Genomic DNA, 17,359 nt, shown 5'->3' on the forward strand with positions numbered 1-17,359 from the left:
AATTCGAGCCTGAATTTTCGCTAAATTAAAATGGAATTAACCCAGGAGTAAGACTATGTACACTGATTTTTTCAAATCTTTCACAGACCAAACTGAAAAGAGCCTAGAACCATACGTGAAGTTCAACAAACTTGTGACTAAGAATGTTGAAGTCATGACTGAACTTCAACTGAATGCGATTCGCACATACAGCGAAATGGGTCTGACTCAAATGAAAGCGGCAAGTGAAATCAAAGACGTGACTTCTCTAACTGCATTCAACAGCCAGCAGCTTTCAGTTCTAACTAAGCTTTCTCAGCAAATGATGGACGACAGCAACAAGCTTCAGTCTATTGCTAAAGAGTTCAAAGATGACGTTGATCAGCTAACAACGGAAAACCTTAAGACAGTGACTCCCGCATAACACTGACTTGTTTGTGCCGCCGAAAGGCGGCATTTTTTCCGATCATAGGAGTAGCAATATGTATCAACACTTCTTTTCGGACTACCTTGTGAAGCTCCAGGAAACCAATCAAAAGTGGTGGGAAGATCTAGAACTAAGCAGGGCAGCCGTTAACTCCCCTCTGAACAAAGCAATGCAAGAAGTGAATTTCGAAGATACCACTAAGCTCTTCGAAAGTGCTGCAAACCAACCAGCTGCAATGCTGCAAATCCAAGCTGAATGGTGGCAACAGCAGCTGCAAATTTGGCAAAACGTCGCGCTCGCTCAAAACAGTGAATCCGTTGTTGAAGCAGAAAAGGGCGATAAGCGATTCTCCAACGAAGAATGGCAAAGTGATGTGTTTTATAACTTCATCAAACAGTCATACTTACTCTTCAGCAAAACTTACCTACAAACAATCGATAGCATTGAAGGCCTTGACGAGAAAGCGAAAGAGCGTATCAGCTTCTTCTCCCGTCAAGCAATCAACGCTATGTCTCCAAGCAACTTCATCGCAACTAACCCAGAGTTATTGAAGCTGACTCTAGAGCAAAATGGCGAAAACCTGTTGGCAGGTTTGGAGCAGCTGAAAGAAGATGTTGAATCGAGTGCAGATATCCTCAAGATCCGCATGACAAACAACAATGCATTTCGCTTAGGCGACGACGTTGCGAACACGGCAGGTGAAGTGGTTTACCGCAATGAACTGTTTGAGCTGATTCAGTACCGTCCAATGACGGAAAAAGTTCATGCGACGCCGTTGTTGATCGTGCCTCCATTCATCAACAAATACTACATTCTGGATTTGCGTCAGAAGAACTCAATGGTTCGCTGGCTGCTTGAACAGGGACACTCGGTATTTATGATGTCTTGGCGCAACCCAGGCAAAGAGCAAAGTCAGGTAGAGTTTGGTGACTATGTTACTGAAGGTGTAGCGAAAGCGGTATCGGCAATAGAAGATATCACTGGTCAGGAGCAAATCAATGCAGCGGGTTACTGTATTGGTGGTACGGTTCTGGCTAGCACCATTGCTTACTATGCTGCGAAGCGAATGAAGAAGCGTATTAAGAGTGCGACGTTCTTCACGACCTTGTTAGACTTCTCGCAACCAGGTGAAGTTGGTGCCTATATTAATGACACCATTGTTAGCGCAATTGAAGCGCAAAACAATGCTAAAGGTTACATGGATGGCCGTTCATTAAGCGTGACATTCAGCCTACTGCGTGAGAATAGCCTTTACTGGAACTACTATGTAGATAATTACCTAAAAGGCCAAAGCCCAGTAGATTTTGATCTGCTTTATTGGAACAGCGACAGCACCAATGTCAGCTCGACTTGTCACAACTTTATGCTTCGTGAGCTGTATCTGAACAACAAACTGGTACAAGACAAAGGTGTGAAAGTTGGCGGTGTATGGATCGATCTGAACAAGATAAAGATCCCGAGCTACTTTGTGTCGACTAAAGAAGACCATATTGCTTTGTGGCAAGGTACTTACCGCGGCGCTCTCAACGTCGGTGGCAACAAAACGTTCGTTTTGGGTGAGTCTGGCCACATTGCTGGTATCGTTAACCACCCATCGAAGAACAAGTACGGTTTTTGGACCAACGATAGCTTGGACGAGAGTGCTGATGAATGGCTAAGTAATGCCACTCATACTGAAGGCTCTTGGTGGACACATTGGCATCAATGGTTGTTGGGCTTTAGCCCTGAAGAGCAAGTTGAGCCGTTCAGTACAGGTAACGAACAGTTCCCTGTACTAGGGCCTGCACCGGGTGACTATGTGAAGCAAGTACTTCCCGTAAAAGAAGAAGTGACTAGCTAGCCTGATGTTACTGAAAAGACAAAAACCCTGAGTGAACAGCTCAGGGTTTTTTTATGGGGTGAGAATTTTAGGGTGAGGGCGGAGAGTAATAATCCTGACTCATTTTATTTTGTTTGTAATTTTGTTATGCATTTGATTAATTAGTGGAATATCTACGTGAAGGGAGTCGTGATGAAAACAATCGGTATTATTGGTGGAATGAGCTGGGAATCAACAGCAAGTTACTACAAGCAAATAAATCAGAGAGTTAAAGCCGAAAAAGGCGGATTGCACTCAGCTAAGCTCATCCTGAACAGCGTCGACTTTGCTGAGATAGAAGCCCTGCAACACAAAGGTGAATGGGATAAAACCGCAATTATTCTTAGTGAAGCTGCTCAATCACTTGAAAAGGCTGGTGCTGACTTTCTTCTAATTGCGACCAATACGATGCACAAAGTGGCGAGTCAGGTCGAAGAAGCCGTCTCAATACCGTTACTCCATATTGCCGATGCGACAGGTCAGCAGTTGGCAGAGCAAGGAATCAATAAAGTTGGTTTGCTTGGCACGGCTTTCACAATGGAGCAGTCATTCTACAAACAACGCCTAACCGATAAATTTGGAATAGAAGTGATTGTGCCAAATGGTGTTCAGCGAAGGCTTGTCCATGATGTTATTTACAATGAGCTTTGTCTTGGTGAGATAAACGCTAGATCGAAACAAGATTTTAAAACCATTATTGAGGATCTTTCCGCGGACGGCGCACAAGGCGTGATTCTAGGTTGTACCGAAATAGGCTTATTGATTTCAGAGCAAGATACGGATATTCCATTGTTCGACACCACTGAAATACACGCAAACTCTGCGGTTAGCGAGGCGTTAAAGTGAATAGGAATGTTTGGATTCTGTCACTCTGTCAGGCACTACTGATGACGGGCAATATCCTGCTGATATCTGTGATTGGGTTAGTGGGTAAGGAAATTGCGCCAAGTGAAAGTATGATCACCTTGCCCGTCGCATTGCAATTCCTCGGGCTAATGAGCGCAACGATTCCTGCTTCTCTGATCATGGGGAAATTTGGTCGAAGAAAAGGCTTTAGTTTAGGTAACTTGGTTGGCATTACCGGTGCGTCAGTAGCGACCTATGCTTTGTCTAATGAGCAGTTTTATCTGTTCTGTGTCGGGACTTTCTTACTTGGTATTGGTATCGGGTTTGGTACCTTGTATCGTTTTGCAGCAATTGAAGTGTGTGAAGAAAGCGCACGACATCGTGCGATATCTATCTCTATGGCTGGTGGCGTTTTAGCTGCGGTTCTTGGACCTAATCTAGCCGTATACTCGCAACAAATGACAGGTGATTCACTATACGTAGGTGCTTTCATGTCATTGATTGTGCTAAATATTATTGCATTGTGTTTACTTCAGACCATTCAGTTCCCAGCGCATCATACGGGAACTGCTAAGGATAACCCTGAGCCACTGCTTCAAATCATCAAAGCGCCTAATTTCATGTTGGCGGTGTTTGCTGCCATGGTGGCGTATGCCGTGATGAACATTCTCATGACAGCCACGCCACTTGCGATGATAGGTTGTGGCTTCGACTTCGAGAAAGCCGCAGGCGTCATCGAGTGGCACGTGCTTGGGATGTTCGTACCGGCATTTTTTACCGGTAAATTGATTGAAAAGTTTGGCGCGAGACAAATGATCCTGACGGGAGGTATTTTATTCGTGCTTTGCGTGGCGATTAATATCCATGGTCAGTCGATTTGGCATTTTTCGCTCGCTCTGGTTTTACTCGGTGTTGGTTGGAACTTTATGTTTATCGCCGCAACGGGGCTGTTCAGTCAATCGTATGCCGCGCACAACAAATCTAAAGCCCAAGCCTTTAACGAATTTTTTGTCTTTAGCTGTGTGACAATTACTGCTTTGTTATCTGGTTGGCTGGAAGCAACGGTAGGGTGGGAGAACTTAAATATTTATGTGCTACCGTTTGTGCTTGCTGTTATCGCGTTATTCGGCATTAACGTATTCAGGGCTAAAAGTGTGACTGCTTAGCTAGGCATTAAAATGGAAAAAGGAGGCAATCATACTGCCTCCTTTTTTGATTTCCGACCTAGCTAGAAATTGAACTGGTTTAGCTTTGTCTGAATGATTTCGTCTGCAATGTACTTATGTGTTGCAGTTGTAGGGTGGGTAACCCCCCAGAAAACATACTTGTCCGAACTGTGGTAAGCACAGTCATTGGTAAGCTCATGGCTGTAGAGGTAGTCGACTGACGAGCTACGATTGATGTTCAAACATGCATCCGTTGAGTTTTCAAAGCCATGCTGTTTAGGGTTTGATGTGATTTGATCGAATATATCATGTGCATCGTAAAGCACGACGTTAAGCCCTTTCGTTTGATAGAGTGTCGCCTGTTCTTTGATAAACTCATTGAACTCAACGATCTTGGCTCTTACCGTATCAACCTCGTCTTGTGTTGAATACTTAAACTGCGGCGCTTTAGTGGCATCAGGTAGGGTAAACAATAGGATGTTGTTTGCGCCAGATTCTGTTAATCGGATCATTGCACTACTTAAGTCCGCTTTAACATCTGCGACTTCACGGTCATAGTTCATGAAATCATTGAGGCCGAACTCAAGCGTAATTAAGCTATTCTGAGGGTTATAGTTCTTAGCCATTTTCATGTAAGTCAGGTATGACGTGACTTGGTCATAAATCCCCGTCAAAGCAACGTATTGATTGGTTCCAGCCGCACCGCCAACCGCCCAGTTATATAGGGGAACACCTTTAGCTTGGGCTAAGTATTCTGTCCATACAAGCCCATTAGAAAAGTGGCCTAAGAACCACGAGTTTCGGTTGGGGAATACCCATTGAGAGCCGTTGTAGAGATTCCCTGTGTCTGACAGGCTATCACCAAAGGCAACAATGCGATTGATTTTATTGTTTACAGCATTGTCGTTTGTCCAGATGCTGTGGTTGTATGAAAAACGGTTGTCAGATGCATAGTAAAGAAGATCGGCAGTGTTATGGTTAACCCCTAACGTTTCTTTGCAGCGGTTTTCTATGTCAGTTTGAGTGGCGTTGGTGTAGAACATGTTTTTGAATGAAACGGATGACCACCAATAGCCGTCAATTGTGTAGTAATCACCATTGTCATCACGCGCCCATTCCCAATCTGCAGAAGGGTCATCGTGATTTTGGGCTGGACGGTACCAGCAACGAACGTAGGTGTATGTTTGATTTGCTTGTACTTCAGCAGCGTAACTAGCGCTTACTGCTTCAGGAGCCATGGGTAGGTCATCTGCAAAAGCTGGTGCTGCCAACAAGGAACCAGCCAAAATTAACGTCTTTTTCATAATTATTCACTTATTGTTTTGATTGTAGAGTATTTACTCATCTTTGATCGCATACCTACCACGATGTAGTCAAAGTATTCATTGGATAAATGAGTTGGGATTGAATGAAGATCAAACTTTATACAGAAATGAGTAGTTAATAATTAGGTTCAATAAACAAGCGATGTGTGCAAATTTTGAACTTATTATGCATTTTGTTGAATTGAACGGATTATTAATATGTCTTTTAGTAAAGACTTTGAATCACGAAATTTAATTATTTTAATAATATATGTATTTATAGACGGTAGAATATTTTTAAGAGTATGTAATTTAGATTGAGGGGAAAATATTAATATGAAGCGATTTAATATATTGACTGAGTGTTGAAGTATTAGAAGTAATTAGTAGCTGAGTTTTAAGCAAAAAAAGAGCGCAACCAGAGTTGCGCTCAAATCTCACTCAAATAAGAGGAGTAGGGAAGTTAAGGAACGGAGAAATCCTTATAAATCGACAGTAATGATTTTAGATACTTTATCGCCGTTGTTATCCATAACGGTTAAACGAACTTCCTGTTTGCCGTAGCTTGGGAAGATAGAGGTAAATACGCGTCCACGTTTTACTTTTCCGTTTGGTAGAACCCATTCTGTATCAACGATGCGACCGTCAGGATCCGAGCTGGTAGACCACATGGTGACCCAACGACCTAGATGAATGTAACGTGCACTTGCTGTAGGAAGTACATTGTTCGCTTCAACTGTGATGGTTTCTGTCGCAGTATGCTGATCACCACGATCATCTGTCACAGTTAGAGAGACAGTGTAGCTGCCGTCATTCAAGTAAGTCCAAGAAGGTGACTGCTCTGAGCTTGACTCACCGTTACCAAAGTCCCAGTTGTACGCAACGATTGAACCGTCACTATCGGAACTAGAGTTACTTGCAGTGACATTTAGGCCATCCAATGACAATGTGAATGCTGCGACTGGAAGTTGGTTAGGTTCTTCCGCTTTCGATACTTTAATTACGCCATAGGTATTGTCGGCAGCTTGCTCGATCACTTCAATTTGAACACCGTGTTCAGCCAGAAGGCGGCCAGCATCAGGTGATTGTGGATTTGAGTAATCTTGATTGTCCGCGAAGTAAGCGTTACCAATCAAGCTGACATCTTCCAGCACATCACCGTCGCTGTTCTCAAGACGCATTGGCTTTTGGTCATTCATTGAGAATGCCGCATCACGTACTTGGTAACGAGTTTGTGCTGCAGCGCCAGAATTAGCCCAAATCATTGCATTTTGGTCCGCATCGACAACACCAAGCCAACCTTCACCAGGGTGTTTGCCAACCCAGTTATCGGTCATTGACTCATCGACATACCAAACAATCAGACCCGGCTCGAATGACATTAATTTGCCGAAGCGTTTAATGTTGTTCAGACCTTCGTCCACATCGTTATGGCTACGCCATTGAAGTAGGTAGTAATGTGCCGCTTCGTTGAAGCCATCGTTTAGACGGTATCCATTGAACGCAAAGCTAGATTTTCCTTCGGCATCGTCGATCAAAGTCGTACTGCCGTCAGCTTCAATCGAGATGTTATCGATGTGCAGACCTTCCATCGCTAGTCCGCCATCCGTCACGTAATCGAAGCTCAATTCGACGGTTTGGCCTGCCCATTGTGATAGGTCAAACTCTGCATCAACCCAACCGTCAGATTCACCTGCAATAGCAGGTACAAGCCCCGTATTGTATGGATCATCCATCGTTGTGATGTTACCAGCGATCTGTTGGCCATTGATTAGCACGCGAGCGTAATCGTAGTCTTTTTCAATCTGATACCAAGCTTTAAACGCTAGTTTGACACTAGTACCTTCAGGCAGAGTCAGCTGACGAGACATCTTGTTCTTAAGATCGTCACCTTTACCTGAATGGAAGCTGTAGTTACCTGAGAAAGGCTTATGACCTTCGGTACGTTTTACAGGTAGGTCAATGCGGACCATATTCTGCTTATCGTTATCGATAGTCTGGTGAAGAGTGATTTCTTCGCCTTTTGGAGTCAGGTCGTCTACCGAAATGGTTTGGTTCGCAATCCATTTACCACCAATCGATTCTTGAAGGAACTGTTTTGCCCATGAACTGAATGCAGTTGGCTGTGTGCCGCCAATCTTACCAGCCCAGCTACCTGAAGACATGATTGACCAGTAAGAAACAGGTTCGCCTTTGCCCGTGTATTGAGTGTCGTATTCATCTGGCAAGCCTAAATCGTGGCCGTATTCGTGTGCACAAACACCTGCTGCGGCATCAATAGGCTGAATAGTGTAATCAAATGCAGCGTACTTTCCGTCAAAGCGACCAGGTAGAGTACTCGAGGTGCCTTCAAGCACATGGTACTTGCCAAGGTTGTAACGGTGTGACCAAATAGCATCGTCGCCCAATACACCACCGCCGGCTTCTTCACCTACGGAAGAGTGGAACACCATTAAGTGATCAATAACGCCATCCGGTTCACGGAAGTTACCATCGCCGTCATAGTCATAACGGTCTTCGATGTCGTAGTCGGCGAGGTTAATACTTGGATCTTGTGCTAACTGGTTCAGCGCTTCACGAACTAGTTCCTGAGCATTAAGATCGTTGTCTGTTGTTGGTGAGTTACCACCATAGAATGAAGCATCTTTTGAAGCTCGGTACCAGCCTGCAGCTTGACCAGCAACGCTATAACTTTCCCCAGATTCACTCTCATAGTACTGACGCATCGAGATGAGGTTTTCGCCATTCGGCCCAAGGTAACCAGCGCCAGAGAAAAGCAGATTCTGATAGTGTTCAGGTTTGTAGCTATCGTAGAGCATTTCGGTATGGTCAGACGTTAATCGGTTGTCATTCCATGGTAAGTCTGGGAAATCAACCAATACAGCTAACACCTTGTCTGTACGCTTCTGAGATAAATCAAAAGCGAACATGTGTGCTCTATGTTGACCTTTCTTTGCTTCTATTGATTTTAGGATCTTAGCGCGTTGTTCGAGTGCTTTCTTACCGAATTGCGCGTCACCTTTAAAGCCATTGTTGAGTTTCGCGTTGAGGTATTTGTTAAGTGCCGTTTTTTGATCGTCAACGGAAGAGTTTTCATCAAGAAGACCCTTTCGGACCAGCATCTCGATTATTTTCTCTTCGTTCATGACACCTAAATCTATAGGTGTTTTGGCGTGACCACTGACACTAAAAAGGGTCATCACCGCTGTCGCCAGCAGTGTTTTCCTCATAGGACTCATATTATTTCCTTATTATATTCTGATTGCCAAATCCCACTTAATAAAGTGGGTATAACGTTGCGTGAACAACAAAATCCCTAATCAAAGGGAAGATTGATAAATGAATTTACAGCTTATTTATTTTTATTTGCTGAGATGCATTTTGTTTCAGTCGGGTTACTTTGAGTATTTGTATTATTATTGTTTTTATTATTAGGTTTGTTTTTGTCGAATCTGTTAGCGAGATAAATCTGTAAAGATTCCTGTTTTTCTTCAAAGGTTTGATTATCACAAATAACACCTCGTTCGATTAAAGAATCAAGAAGCTTCTCATCGTTAGGAAGTGGATTTGCAATAACAGCAGAAGAAAGAAGTGTTAACAGACAACTGACAAGTTTCATTTTATTTTTATAAAATATTAATGTTTCGAAACAAAATATAACTAAGTGTTATTAAATGCAATGACTATTTTTTGATCGGCAAGATCTGGATTCATGTATCAACACAATATGTAAACAAGGTCACCTCTTGTTATTGATTGTACTGTTATTTATATAGTTATCTTGGGTGAATAATTAATTTTATTAAATTGTCACTAAAGAGGCTGGAGGCGTTGATAAATGAAAAATTCACGAAAGACGGATAAATATTTATTTTATCGTATGGCTTCAATACAAAAAAAGCGCCATAAGGCGCTTTTTTACTGCTCAACGTAGAGATTAGAAACCAAGAGGTAAGCTAAAACCAAAGAAAATGAGCAGTACACCAGTCCAAATGGTCAGGAAAGCCATTGAATAAGGCACCATCATTCCAATCACGTCGCCAAAGCTTAGCTCTGGTTTGTACTTGCGCATGAAGGCAAGTACGACGCCTGCATAGCTCATCATCGGAGTGATGATGTTAGTAGAAGAGTCAGCAATACGGTACGCGGCAGAGACTAAGTCTGGTGTCATATTTGGGTTTACCTGATACAGCATAGGAACAAAAATTGGACCTAATAGCATCCATTTTGACGTCAAGCCACCAACGAACAAGTTGATAAGCGCTGTGGTAATGATGAAACCAATCAACATAAGAGCAGGGTACTCTTGCAGGCCCATAGATTGCAGAGTAGAAGCGCCAAGGTAAGTGACATAAGTACCTAGGCCTGAATAGCTCAGTAGGGCAAGGAAGTTGTAACAGAAAAACGTGAGAACCAGAACATAGCCCATGGTGTTCATCTGTTTCACCATGGCTGTTACTACGTCTTGTAGCTTGGTGAATTTGCCCGTGGCATAGCCAAAACATAAACCGGTTACCGCAAATACCATAGAGATAAGCAGAATGATGTTATCTAGGTAAGGCGTAACTTCTTTGCCTGCTTCGTTTGTGTACGTTGCTAGAGGACCAGTCGCTAAGCCGTAGATAGCAAGCAGTGAAACAATCAGGCCAATTCCCGCACTACGAAGACCTTTCTGTTCTTCCTTAGTCACTTCGAACTCGTCAAAGTTGATCTCTTCAGGAAGCTGGTAAGACATTTTCTCTAGTCGAGGCGTAACAACTTTTTGTGTAATAACTGCACCAACAGCAGCCAATACAAATGTCGAGACCAAAACGAAGAAGTAGTGCATGGTCGCAGGGTTGAGCATTTCTCCCGTCATACCTATGAAAGGAATGTTTTGCGATTCTGCAAAGATCTTCGCGTTAACACCAACGACGACGTCAACGGGTGTCGCAGGAAGCAAGTTTGCGCTAAAGCCCGCAGACACGCCAGCAAACGCAGCTGCCATACCAATTAATGGGTTTTTGCCTAAACCGGCATAAAGCAGGCCAGCCAGCGGCACCAAAACTAAGTAACCCGCATCGGCGGCTAACGAGCTCATAATGCCTAGGAAGACAATTAATAACGGAAGCAGGCGATCACTGATTTTTAAGCCAACTTTTTTGATGACAGCGGTGAGGAGCCCAGAGTTTTCTGCGATACCGACACCCAGCATGACAATCAAAATAATGCCTAGTACACCATGACCAAATGCGAGCCAGTTTTGAAGTAGAGCGTTTTCAAACATCCAACGGAAGTTTTCCGCAGACATCATGTTTTTGATAGCGAATTCTACTGAGCCCCCGGCTTTTCCTGCGGTTTGAAAAGTGGTGCCATCCAGAATCCAAGTGACGACCAGACTGAACCCAAACAGAAACATAAAAATGATGATAGGGTCAGGGATCTTCTTTCCGGCTTTTTCTATTGCGCTTGCAAAGCCGTTCGGCTTCTTACTTTGCAAGGTTTGTTCTGCCATTGATACTTCCTATGTGTTGTTACATTTATAAATAGGAAGTGAACGCTATCATCCCTTGTTAAAAAGAGGAATGTCACAAAATGTGTGAAAAAACATACAACTTACAGGATGGTTGGTGTGATTAATTGTGGATAGATGTTTATGCTGGATGTTGTTTAAATTTAGGTCGTTACCACTACTTATTGATGTGTTTGTAGTTTATGAAAAATCTTAAATCATTATAAATTGCTGTAAATATTGAACGAAGTGGGTAAGTGGTGGTGGAACTATAACCAATTTAAATTGGTATTTGCCTGCAGGAGCTTGAGGGTGTTCAGCCGCAGGTTGTGTTGAAGGTATCTGATATGAAGTCGAGATGAACATGAAAGAGAAAGGCCACTTGATGTGGCCTTTTCAGTTTTAAAGCTCAATGCGATAAATAGATGTTGTACCGCTTACCTCGTTACCCACCGCGAGTAGGTGCTGGCCGCTGCGGGTGAAATAGCGAATTGATTCTGGGCCTAAATCTCCAGCTTCAGAATTGTAGGTACCGTTAGCGCATTCACCTTCAGACACTTGAGTACAAACCGGCTTTGAGAAGTCACGATTATTAACGTAGTTAATGAACATAGGAGCCGTGGGAGTGCTGACGTCGTAAATCATAATCCCTCCTTGTCGTTCCAATCCGATAAATGCGTACTGGCGACCATTGATGGAGGCGACTTCTATCGCTTCCGGTTCTACACCTTTATCATCGCTGCGATCATCAGCCGTATTGTTACTGTCATTGCTGCTATTTAGGTGTTCTGAGTCTAACGTGTGTACTATGTCTGCAAACTCATCTCCGCTATCAAACACCAGCTCACCTTTTTCATTCCATAGTGAAAAAGAGCGGCTGCCGAAGCTATACACTGTATCTTCTTGCTCTAGTGCTCCTGTTGGCTTGACCACTTTTAGGCGACCCAGTTGTTTTTTATCACTGAGTGATTGTTTAAGTGGGTGGGAGGCAGCAACTTCGAGGTCTTTACCACGCAGTTCATCGCTGTAGGCGATACAGAAACCTTGTTCGCTGGAGTATTTCTCTGTGCCTGAGAAATCATCTTCATCCCACTCGAAACCCCGCTCATCGCAGACATTTTGTGTTGTTTTGAATCCATACTCGCGGCCATCGCCCTCGTTGGCTGTCGCGATGTACGTATGACCATCGACTTGGAAACTGGCGATAGAATCTGGCATGTACAACCCTTCTAACTGAGGGTAGGAATGGAACTGACCGAGTTTTTTATCTTTGTTCGAGGCGTCTAGAGTGTTAGTTTCCCAGCTCTTTCCACCCAAACCATAGATAGATGCGATTGAAGCCGATTCGATATCCACTTTAGCGAGGGCGTTGTTTTCTTGCAGAGCGACGTACAAATAGCCGTCATCAGAAAAAGTGAGATACTCCGGTTCCAAATCTTGTGCGACGGTTGCGCCAGGCGCGGATATTCTGACCGAATCAGTGAGCTCATGGTGTCGAGACTCTCCCTGATTGAAGGCTTTGAAGGAGATTTGGCTAACTTTCGCTTGTTCAATACCCGAAGCAAGATCAACTAAAGTAATACTGCCTTCTGGATCAACGGTGTAATCGGCATTAGGCTCACCTTCATTCGCAGTTGCAATGTATCGACCATCTTTAGAGAAAGACACCATATCCGGCAGTGCGCCTGTAGGGTAAGTCTTAACAAGCTCAAGTGTTTCTGCTTTATACAAAGCAATTAGGCCATTTTTCTGTTTCACTTGATTTTCAATCGCGACAGCAACTAAGCCATTGTGAACGGAGACACTGTTTGCCGCACCAATCTCAATGCCAGCCATTTTACCAGCAGTGGATAAATCAATGTGCGCGGTTTTAGTGGGACGATTTTGTGTATCTAAAGCCATCACGTCGACACGTTTTGCTTGAGCATTAACCACAAACAATTGATCGCTGCATTCATCATAAGCAACGATTTCAGCTGCTGAAGTATCAAACTGGCTGTCAGCAACGTAAGTACCTAAGAGTGTTAACCCAGTGATGGAAGATTCAGATATTTCTGGCTTTTCGGAGATCTTACATTCCGGAGCTAGTTGAGTGTTTTGCTGAGAAGTGCAGCCCGATAGAGCGATAGCAGTGCAAGCGGCCAAAGTAGCCAATTTATGAGCAGTAAACAAAATTGTTCCTCCGTGAAATAACGCGCTGATACTAAGGAGAAAATGTGAAAGAAATATTTAAGTTGTATAACGGTTGAGTGAATTGTCGATAATGATGAGAATACTATGCAGGGAGCGAAATGCTCCCTGCTGTTGGTAGGTTCAATTACCTTTTCGAGTACAGGTAAGTTCGATACCCACCAATTAAGTTTTTTGCTCTGTAACCATTATTCACTAACTGACGATAAGCTACGTTGCCACGTAGACCTACCTGGCAGTAAATAATGATCTCTTTATCTTTCGGTAATTCACTCATGCGTGGTCGTAGTTGGTCAACAGGAATATTAAGCGCTCCCTTGATAAAACCATTGTTCTCAAGTTCTGCAGGGTTGCGTACGTCAAGCAGTATTTGGTCTTCGGATAGGCTGTCAATTTCATCGAAATGTATCGCTGTTGCGTCACCTTTAATGATGTTGTTTGCTACAAATGCAGCTTGGTTGATGACATCTTTTGCCGAGCCAAAAGGCGGTGCATAAGTCAGTTCGAGATGCTGAAGCTGCTCTACCGTCATCCCAGCACGCTGTGCTACTGCCATTACGTCAATACGCTTATCGATACCATCTTTACCCACGGCTTGTGCGCCGAAAATTTTGCCAGATTTGGGGTCAAACAGCATTTTAAACGATACTGTTTCGGCTCCAGGGTAGTAGCTTGCGTGGCTTGCGGTGTGTACATAGACTTTTTCATAGTCGATACCATCACGCTGAAGTTGTTTCTCGTTTTGACCAGTAGACGCTACGGCCAGGTCAAAAACTTTACAAATAGCAGTCCCTTGTGTTCCTTGGTAAGTTTCATTGCGTCCTAGCATGTTGTCAGCCGCCATTCGACCTTGGCGGTTAGCTGGCCCGGCTAAAGGAACTAAGGTTTGAGTGCCCGTGACAAAGTCTCTCTCTTCGATTGCGTCACCAACGGCATATATAGAAGGATCGCTCGTCTGCATCATCTCATTGGTGTAGATACCGCCGAGTTGACCAATTTGAAGCCCTGCTTGCTGAGCGAGCTTGATCTCTGGCCTCACGCCAATGGCCATTATTAAAATGTCAGTTCTGATTGTGTCGCCATTGTTGAGCGTCAAGTCTAGCTCACCGCTTAAGTGCTGGTGTGCTTCATCTTCTCCTGATTCGAGAGTAGAAATGTGATCATTTGGAATGTGCTGAACAGATTCCAAAGCAACGCCTAAGCGCATATCTATACCTTGGTTTCGAATTTCTTCGTGGATAAACCCCGCCATTTCTTTATCCACAGGTGTCATGACTTGATTTGCTTGCTCGATGAGCGTTGTTTTAATTCCACGCTGATGAAAGGCTTCCATCATTTCTAATCCGATAAAGCCACCACCTACAACTGTTGCGTGCTCAGGTTTGTTCATCTCGATAGTTCGAATAATACGATCCATGTCGGGGATATTTCGAAGAGAGTGGGTGAGTGGATTTTCAATACCGTGAATTGGAGGGACGATAGGCGCAGCTCCTGGACTCAATAGCAAGAAATCATAACTCTCGTTGTATTCCTTGTTATCAATGAGGTTCTTGACGCTAACGGTTTTAGTTTGTCGATTGACAGAAACAACTTCGCTCATGACACGTACATCAATATTAAAACGAGCAAGGAAGCTCTCGGGTGTCTGAAGTAAAAGCTTGCTACGATCCTGTATCTCGCCACCGATGTGGTAAGGCAAGCCGCAATTGGCAAATGAAACAAACTCGCCGCGTTCAAACATAATGATTTCTGCGCTTTCACTTAAGCGGCGCGCCCTAGCGGCCGCTGAAGCTCCTCCGGCAACGCCACCAACGATAACAATCTTAGTCATAGTGAATACCTATAAGAATGGGTCTTGATGTAGTAAATATTAGCTAATGCTAAACTAAAATGGTCTAAATGTTAATCATCTAATTTAGGGTTGACTAATATAATGAGTTACGTACAATTTGAGGTAATTTAGTAACACCTAATGTAAAGGCGATATGAATCCAAACACAATTGATATCATGGAGATGAGGGAAAGTGCAGAGGAAGCATCGGATATTCTTAAGATCATGGCTCATCCGGTTCGACTAATGATCCTTTGCCAACTCACTCAAGGTGAAATTGGCGTTGGGGAGCTGCAAAGCAATTCTCTCCTCAGTCAGTCTGCATTTTCTCAGCATCTGACGGTATTACGTAAAAGCAATTTGATTAAGGCCCGTAAGGTGTCTCAACAAGTGTTTTACTCACTGGCTGACTCGCGCATCGAAGCTTTAATTCAGTGTTTCCACTCGGTCTTTTGTCGGAGGTAATCATGATATTTGAGTCTTTTCCTTGGCTATCACTCATCGGGGGCGCGTTGTTGGGTTTATCAGCAACTATGCTGTTGATGATTAACGGTAAAGTGGCGGGAATCAGTGGCATCGTCAACGGTGTGCTCTCACCAAAACGTAATGATCTTTTCTGGCGTCTGTTGTTTCTTATCGGCATGGTTTCGGGTGGGGCTCTAAGTGTAATGGTGCTTGGTATCGAAATACCAAGCACCGAATCTATTTCCACTTTTGTTCTGGTAATAGCAGGTTTGCTGGTTGGGTTTGGGACTCGACTAAGCAACGGTTGCACCAGCGGGCACGGCATATGTGGTGTTGGTCGATTCTCCTTTCGTTCAATCGTCGCGACAGCCATTTTTATGGTAGTTGCGGCTCTGACTGTCTATATTCGCTAAGGTAAACGCTATGGGTAACGCTACTCTTCGAATTTCTGCATTAGTAAGTGGTCTGCTTTTTGGTATTGGTATGGCGCTGTCAGGTATGACAAATCCAGAGAATGTGATTGGTTTTTTAGATGTTACTGGAGCATGGAATCCAAGCTTAGTATTTGTAATGGGGGGCGCGTTACTCATATTTGCTCCGGCCTATCACTTTTTGATAAAACCTCAAGCCAAAGCACTGTCCGGCGATGTGTTGTCTCTGCCTACGAGAGTGCAGCTGGACAGTAAGCTCATCTATGGGGCAGCTTTGTTTGGAGTTGGCTGGGGACTCGCAGGTATATGCCCAGGCCCTGCTATTACGAGTTTAGCGTTTGGTAATCTTGATATCGCTATCTTCATAGCGTCTATGGTGTCTGGGTCTTTGCTCGCTAAATATGTGGCAGCACCGAGCCCCCAAATGGTTTCGCAAAACTGATAATAGGGCGCTCATAAGAGCGCCTTGTTAGTTTAGTTGGGTGCTGATAGGGCAGTGGTCACTCAAATGATGTTTGAGAACCAATGAAGTGGGAAAAACATCTTGATTGGTTTGAGCGGTGGTCAACCCAGGGCTCACAATAATATGGTCGATGAGGGAACGAAATTGGTGCGTCTTATTTGGGTTCTTGCGCGAACGCACCTTACATGCTGCCGGCGTGCCTTTTGTCGCCAGTACGGCTTGTGAAGAGTGAGAGATTACTTCCCATAACCAATCTCCGTTGTAACTGAGGTTGTGGTTGAAGTCGCCCAGTATGGCGTAGTTCTCTCCTTGTCGCTCTCGTTCACTGATCCATTGGTTCAATGCCTTGCCCTGCGATTTGAGTATTTTGCAGTCACGGCTGTTTTTATAGGCGCCACTACAGCGAGCTTTTAGATGGACGGACAGGGCATGTATGGGCTGTGAGCCATTTGGGTTGAGTACAATGTAAGTGCCAAATCGGAGTTTACTGTTTTTTCTTTGATCGAGCTGAATGTCTGGCTTATCCGCCACCTCAATATCTTCTTTGACTGCAAATCCCGTATATTGATTGATATCGTCAAACTGTTGCTTCATATACGCGTCTGATGCACGGTCTGAGAAATAAACGTGATAGCCATCTCCAATCACTTTACGCAAAGCCTGTTGGTCGTTCACTTCTTGGAAAGCAAGTACATCACTATCGATTGTCGAAAAGTGCCCAGCTAGTGCCTGAAAATCTTGTTTGCTTCGCTGGGATTCTGAAAATTTGTCTGAAGGGTGAGATGTCAGCCACTCCAAATTCCATGCTGTGACTGTAAGGGAGGAGGAGGCAAAAGAAGCGGTTGAGGTCGTTATCAACAGGATAGCCAAAATCGCTTTGAATTTAGTGTTAGTCATACTCTATAAA

General features: G+C 43.9%; 14 protein-coding genes. 7 read left to right on the forward strand and 7 right to left on the reverse strand.

What is annotated here, in order from left to right; genetic code table 11:
* The first annotated feature begins 55 nt into the window (after positions 1-55).
* The 4 genes from FIU99_RS16795 (at position 56) to FIU99_RS16810 (ending at position 4,276) form a co-directional block, all read left to right on the forward strand.
* Entirely contained in the window at positions 56-403 is a 348-nt protein-coding gene (locus FIU99_RS16795) for a phasin family protein (protein WP_006961111.1), read from the forward strand.
* A gap of 58 nt (positions 404-461) precedes the next feature.
* Complete coding sequence (gene phaC / locus FIU99_RS16800) at positions 462-2,246, forward strand: class I poly(R)-hydroxyalkanoic acid synthase (protein WP_006961110.1); 1,785 nt, start codon at positions 462-464, stop codon at positions 2,244-2,246.
* 171 nt (positions 2,247-2,417) lie between these two features.
* Positions 2,418-3,110: an aspartate/glutamate racemase family protein gene (locus FIU99_RS16805; RefSeq protein ID WP_152472408.1), complete on the forward strand. Its 693-nt coding sequence runs from the start codon at positions 2,418-2,420 to the stop codon at positions 3,108-3,110.
* Entirely contained in the window at positions 3,107-4,276 is a 1,170-nt protein-coding gene (locus tag FIU99_RS16810) for an MFS transporter (RefSeq protein WP_031343086.1), read from the forward strand. The genes FIU99_RS16805 and FIU99_RS16810 overlap by 4 nt, the downstream gene beginning before the upstream one ends.
* 62 nt (positions 4,277-4,338) lie before the next feature.
* On the opposite strand, the gene FIU99_RS16815 is transcribed toward FIU99_RS16810, so the two are convergent.
* From FIU99_RS16815 to FIU99_RS16840, 6 genes are all read right to left on the reverse strand, one after another.
* A complete protein-coding gene (locus FIU99_RS16815) occupies positions 4,339-5,580 on the reverse strand; it encodes an SGNH/GDSL hydrolase family protein (protein ID WP_152472409.1) in 1,242 nt (413 codons plus the stop codon).
* A 482-nt stretch (positions 5,581-6,062) separates the two neighbouring features.
* A complete protein-coding gene (locus FIU99_RS16820) occupies positions 6,063-8,819 on the reverse strand; it encodes an immune inhibitor A domain-containing protein (RefSeq protein ID WP_152472410.1) in 2,757 nt (918 codons plus the stop codon).
* Between the two features lie 113 nt (positions 8,820-8,932).
* Positions 8,933-9,199: a hypothetical protein gene (locus FIU99_RS16825; RefSeq protein ID WP_019275874.1), complete on the reverse strand. Its 267-nt coding sequence runs from the start codon at positions 9,197-9,199 to the stop codon at positions 8,933-8,935.
* Between the two features lie 318 nt (positions 9,200-9,517).
* Positions 9,518-11,074 carry an AbgT family transporter gene (locus tag FIU99_RS16830; protein ID WP_006961105.1) on the reverse strand — a complete coding sequence of 519 codons (1,557 nt, stop codon included), beginning with the start codon at positions 11,072-11,074 and terminating at the stop codon, positions 9,518-9,520.
* A 399-nt stretch (positions 11,075-11,473) separates the two neighbouring features.
* Positions 11,474-13,198: a choice-of-anchor I family protein gene (locus FIU99_RS16835; protein ID WP_251768494.1), complete on the reverse strand. Its 1,725-nt coding sequence runs from the start codon at positions 13,196-13,198 to the stop codon at positions 11,474-11,476.
* A 190-nt stretch (positions 13,199-13,388) separates the two neighbouring features.
* Complete coding sequence (locus FIU99_RS16840) at positions 13,389-15,092, reverse strand: FAD-dependent oxidoreductase (protein ID WP_152472412.1); 1,704 nt, start codon at positions 15,090-15,092, stop codon at positions 13,389-13,391.
* 154 nt (positions 15,093-15,246) lie between these two features.
* Here FIU99_RS16840 and FIU99_RS16845 point away from each other — a divergent pair, with 154 nt between their 5' ends.
* Genes FIU99_RS16845 through FIU99_RS16855 form a run of 3 tightly spaced genes read left to right on the forward strand, consistent with a single transcriptional unit; the run spans position 15,247 to position 16,431 of the window.
* A complete protein-coding gene (locus FIU99_RS16845; protein ID WP_095663766.1) occupies positions 15,247-15,558 on the forward strand; it encodes a helix-turn-helix transcriptional regulator in 312 nt (103 codons plus the stop codon).
* A gap of 2 nt (positions 15,559-15,560) precedes the next feature.
* Positions 15,561-15,971, forward strand: coding sequence for a YeeE/YedE family protein (locus FIU99_RS16850; protein ID WP_021457588.1), 411 nt, complete (start codon positions 15,561-15,563; stop codon positions 15,969-15,971).
* Positions 15,972-15,981: 10 nt separating this feature from the next.
* Positions 15,982-16,431 (forward strand): YeeE/YedE family protein, encoded by a 450-nt coding sequence (locus FIU99_RS16855; RefSeq protein ID WP_152472413.1) that lies wholly within the window; start codon positions 15,982-15,984, stop codon positions 16,429-16,431.
* 27 nt (positions 16,432-16,458) lie between these two features.
* On the opposite strand, the gene FIU99_RS16860 is transcribed toward FIU99_RS16855, so the two are convergent.
* Positions 16,459-17,349, reverse strand: coding sequence for an endonuclease/exonuclease/phosphatase family protein (locus FIU99_RS16860; protein WP_152472414.1), 891 nt, complete (start codon positions 17,347-17,349; stop codon positions 16,459-16,461).
* Positions 17,350-17,359: the final 10 nt, after the last annotated feature.

This window comes from Vibrio sp. THAF64, from assembly GCF_009363455.1.
In the GTDB taxonomy this organism is placed as follows: domain Bacteria; phylum Pseudomonadota; class Gammaproteobacteria; order Enterobacterales; family Vibrionaceae; genus Vibrio; species Vibrio coralliilyticus.